5 protein-coding genes are annotated in these 4,230 nt (G+C 71.7%); 1 reads left to right on the forward strand and 4 read right to left on the reverse strand.

Going from position 1 to position 4,230, the window contains the following annotated elements; all coding sequences use genetic code 11:
• From ABZW03_RS37990 to ABZW03_RS38005, 4 genes are all read right to left on the reverse strand, one after another.
• A partial coding sequence (locus tag ABZW03_RS37990) for a phosphoadenylyl-sulfate reductase (protein ID WP_355269021.1) occupies positions 1-596 on the reverse strand: 596 nt, incomplete at its 3' end.
• Positions 577-759, reverse strand: a complete 183-nt coding sequence (locus ABZW03_RS37995; protein WP_355269023.1) for a hypothetical protein — start codon at positions 757-759, stop codon at positions 577-579. The genes ABZW03_RS37990 and ABZW03_RS37995, both read right to left, overlap by 20 nt.
• Positions 760-831: 72 nt before the next feature.
• Positions 832-2,556 (reverse strand): nitrite/sulfite reductase, encoded by a 1,725-nt coding sequence (locus tag ABZW03_RS38000; protein WP_355269025.1) that lies wholly within the window; start codon positions 2,554-2,556, stop codon positions 832-834.
• A 198-nt stretch (positions 2,557-2,754) separates the two neighbouring features.
• Entirely contained in the window at positions 2,755-2,838 is an 84-nt protein-coding gene (locus ABZW03_RS38005; RefSeq protein WP_310593185.1) for a putative leader peptide, read from the reverse strand.
• A 294-nt stretch (positions 2,839-3,132) separates the two neighbouring features.
• Here ABZW03_RS38005 and ABZW03_RS38010 point away from each other — a divergent pair.
• Positions 3,133-4,230 (forward strand): YihY/virulence factor BrkB family protein (locus ABZW03_RS38010; protein WP_355269027.1); only part of this gene is annotated, 1,098 nt, incomplete at its 3' end.

The raw sequence follows: 4,230 nt of genomic DNA on the forward strand, positions 1-4,230 counted from the left end.
ATCGAGGTGTAGCCCTCCCACAGCAGCGGGTTGAGCAGCACGCCGTTCGCGGCGACGTAGGCGTCCACGTCCTCCTGCGTCCACCGCGCGATCGGGGCGAGCTTGACCTTGCGGCGCTTCGGGTCCCAGGACACCACCGGGGTGTTCGCCCGGCTCGGCGACTCGTCCCGGCGCAGTCCCGTCGCCCACGCGTCGTACCCGGCCAGGCCCCGGTTCAGCGGCTCGACCTTCCGTAGCGCGCAGCACAGGTCCGGATCGCGGTCGTGCAGGCGCGGCCCGTGCTCGGCGTCCTGTTCGGCGACGGTCTTCAGCGGGGTGAGCGTGACGACGTTGACCGGCATGGTCGCCGCCACCGCGTCCCGCGTCCCGATCGTCTCCGCGAAGTGGTAGCCGGTGTCCAGGAACACCACGTCCACGCCGGGGAGCACCGAGGACGCCAGGTGGGCCACCACCGCGTCCTCCATCGAGGAGGTGACGCAGAACCGCCGGCCGAAGGTGTCGGCGGCCCACCGCAGGACCTCCTGCGCGCTCGCCTCCTCCAACTCCCGCCCGGCCCGCTCCGCCAGCGACGCGTAGTCAGTCGCGGTGCTGCTCATGCGGTGTACCCCCGTGGTTGGTCGGTGACAGCAGGCCGAGGAACTTCAGCTGGAAGGCGCGACGGCAGCCGTGGCACTCCCAGGCGCCGTGTCCGGCCTCGGAGGGGCGCAGGTCCTCGTCCCCGCAGTAGGGGCAGAAGAAGGGTGCGGCTCGCTCACTCATCGCCCACCTCGCTGCGCTCGGCGTTCGCTTCGCTCACAACGCCCTGCCTAGTGGTTCGCTCTCTGCGCTCGCTCACGACAGCTGCTCCTCGGTCGCCCGGGCCGCCCACTGGGCGAAGCGCTCGCCCTCGGTGCGGTCGGCCTGGTAGCGGGTCAGCACGCGCTCGACGTAGTCGGGCAGGCCGGCGCTGGTGACCTTGAGGCCGCGGACCTTGCGGCCGAAGCCGGCCTCCAGGCCGAGCGCGCCGCCGAGGTGCACCTGGTAGCCCTCCACCTGGTTGCCGTGCTCGTCGGTGACGAGCTGCCCCTTGAGGCCGATGTCGGCGACCTGGATGCGGGCGCAGGCGTTCGGGCAGCCGTTGATGTTGATGGTCAGCGGCTCCGCGAAGTCCGGCAGGCGCTGCTCCAGCTCGTCGATGAGCGTGCGGCCGCGCTCCTTGGTCTCGACGATGGCGAGCTTGCAGTACTCGATGCCGGTGCAGGCCATGGTGCCGCGGCGGAACGGCGAGGGGGTCACCCGCAGGTCGAGCTCCTCGAGGCCGGCCACCACGGAGTCGACGTGCTCCTCGGCGATGTCGAGGATGATCATCTTCTGCTCGGCGGTGGTGCGGACCCGGTCGCTGCCGTGGGCGGCGGCGAGGTCGGCGATCCGGCCGAGCAGCTTGCCGTCGACCCGGCCGACGCGCGGCGCGAAGCCGATGTAGAACTTCCCGTCCTTCTGCTGGTGGACGCCGACGTGGTCGCGCCAGCGGGCGACGGGCTCGGCGGGGGCGTGGCCGTCCACCAGCCGGTACTTGAGGTACTCCTCCTCCAGCACCTGGCGGAACTTCTCCACGCCCCAGTCGGCGACCAGGAACTTCAGCCGGGCGCGGTTGCGCAGGCGGCGGTAGCCGTAGTCGCGGAAGATGCCGATGACGCCGCCGTAGACGTCGGCGACCTCGTCCAGCGGGACCCAGGCGCCCAGTCGGACGCCCAGCTTGGGGTTGGTGGACAGGCCGCCGCCGACCCAGAGGTCGAAGCCGGGCCCGTGCTCGGGGTGGACCACGCCGACGAAGGAGATGTCGTTGATCTCGTGCGCGACGTCCAGCAGCGGGGAGCCGGAGACCGCGGACTTGAACTTGCGCGGCAGGTTGGAGAAGTCCGGGTTGCCGATGAAGCGGCGCTGGATCTCCTCGATGGCGGGGGTGCCGTCGATGATCTCGTCCTCGGCGATGCCGGCCACCGGGGAGCCGAGGATGACGCGCGGGGTGTCGCCGCAGGCCTCGGTGGTGGACAGGCCGACGGCCTCCAGCTTCCGCCAGATCGCCGGGACGTCCTCGATCCGGATCCAGTGGTACTGGATGTTCTGACGGTCGGTCAGGTCGGCGGTGCCGCGCGCGTACTGCTCGGAGACCTCGGCGACCGCGCGCAGCTGGGGGACGGTCAGCCGGCCGCCGTCGATGCGCACCCGGAGCATGAAGTACTCGGCGTCCAGCTCGTGCGGGTCCAGGATCGCGGTCTTGCCGCCGTCGATGCCCTCCTTGCGCTGGGTGTAGAGCCCCCACCAGCGCATCCGGCCGCGCAGGTCGGCCGGGTCGATCGAGTCGAAGCCCCGGTGCGCGTAGATCGTCTCAATACGTGTCCGCACATTGAGACCGTCGTCGTCCTTCTTGAACTGCTCGTTGGCGTTCAGAGGGGTGTAGTGGCCCATGCCCCACTGGCCCTCGCCGCGGTGGCGGGTCACCTTGCGGGCCGCCGCGGGGCGGCGCTCGGCGGGGCGGTCGGCCGCGGGCTCGACGGTCTCGGGAGAGGTGGCCATGGTGAAGTCCTTCTGGGCAGGTGGCGCTGGCGCCGGATGGGTCGCGGAGCGTGCTCGGCCGTGCGGTCCTGCTCTGACCTGCGGATTCATCAAGGCCTTGAGGGCAGCGACCGGGACCGGGCGGGCGCCTGCGCATCCGCTGCGGCGGGGATGGCGGAGAGGATCGGCGCCGGGTGCGGTGGTGCGGCGGGGGTGGGCTCAGGTCACCGGACAGATGGCGCTGGACACGCGAAGGAGATCGACGTGGAGTCGACCTACTAGGGTGGTTCCGGCGCTAGGCATGGCAAGAGATTCGCACGGCGCGGGACTCGCGGTCCACTAACATCCGAATGCTGGACGCTGAGGTTTCGTCATGTGGGACATCCGGGTGTTCCCGCCGCTCCCCGCCCGGACGTCCGTTCACGCGCCCGTACCCCCGGGGAGATCAACCGCGCGGCCCCGGCCCGATAAGTTGGCCCTGTGCAAGCAGCAGGCGACACGAGCAGAGCGAACGCCGAGCGGCCCTCCCGGCGAAGGGGCAAGGGCTCCCGACGCGCGGCCAAACAGGCCACCTGGCCCCGCACGGCGTGGGAGCTGGTGAAGGACACCACCAACACCTGCGTCGAGTACCGGGTCACCGGGCTCGCCGCGGAGGCGGCCTTCTTCACCCTGCTGTCGATCCCACCGCTGCTGCTCGGCCTGGCCGCCACCCTCGGCTACCTCGACGAGTTCCTCGGCGCGGGCACCATCGACCGGCTCAAGCACGACATCGTCTCGGCCTCCGGGACGGTCCTGTCGGACTCCTCCGTCAACGAGGTCGTCGTCCCGCTGCTCAGCCAGGTCTTCGACCACACCCGGCCGGACCTCATCTCGATCGGCTTCCTGCTGTCGCTCTGGTCCGGCTCCAGAGCGCTCTACATCTTCATCGACACCATCACCGTCATGTACGGGCTCGACGGCAAGCGGGGCATCGTCAAGACCCGGCTGATGTCGCTGGGCCTCTACCTCGGCGCCCTGGTGATCGGCTCGCTGGTGCTGCCGCTGCTGATGGCCGGGCCGGGGCTGGTGGAGAACGCCGTGCCGGGGGTGGCCGGGCTGGTCGGCGCCCTCTACTGGCCGGTCGCGATCGTGCTGCTGATCGTCTCGCTGACCACCCTCTACCACCTGGCCGTCCCGGTCTCGACGCCGTGGCGCGAGGACATCCCCGGCGCCCTGGTCGCCCTGGTGGTGCTGGTCTTCTGCAGCGTCGGCCTGCGGCTCTACCTGGTCAGCTCGGTCGAGGGCCCCTCGGTGTACGGCTCGCTGGCGGCGCCGGTGGCGGTGCTGCTGTGGATCTTCGTGGTGGCGCTCGCGGTGCTCATCGGCGCCGCGATGAACGCCGCGATAGACCGCCGCTGGCCCACCCTGGAGACCGCCGACGCGCGCGCCGAGAACGAGCGCGCCCACGAGGAGGCGGCCGCCGCGGTGGTCCGCGAGGTCGCCGCCCGGCGGGCCGTCGAACGGGCCCGGCGGGCCCGCGAGCTCGGGCTCGCCGAGGGCGTCGAGGAGGAGTGGGGCGAGGACGAGGGCGAGGACGTCGACGTGCCCTCCGAGTACCCGGAGCGGTGGGCCGACGTGCTGGCCGCCGACAACGTGCGCGGCCGGCTCACCGCCCGCGGCGGGCCGCACCACCGGCCCGGCCCGCCGCCGCCGGAC

Source organism: Kitasatospora sp. NPDC004799, assembly GCF_040609095.1.
Taxonomy (GTDB): domain Bacteria; phylum Actinomycetota; class Actinomycetes; order Streptomycetales; family Streptomycetaceae; genus Kitasatospora.

Coding starts and splice junctions, on each gene's coding strand:
- ABZW03_RS37995 (WP_355269023.1), bottom strand. CDS start 759: ATGAGTGAGCGAGCCGCACCCTTCTTCTGCCCCTACTGCGGGGACGAG.
- ABZW03_RS38000 (WP_355269025.1), bottom strand. CDS start 2,556: ATGGCCACCTCTCCCGAGACCGTCGAGCCCGCGGCCGACCGCCCCGCC.
- ABZW03_RS38005 (WP_310593185.1), bottom strand. CDS start 2,838: ATGCCTAGCGCCGGAACCACCCTAGTAGGTCGACTCCACGTCGATCTC.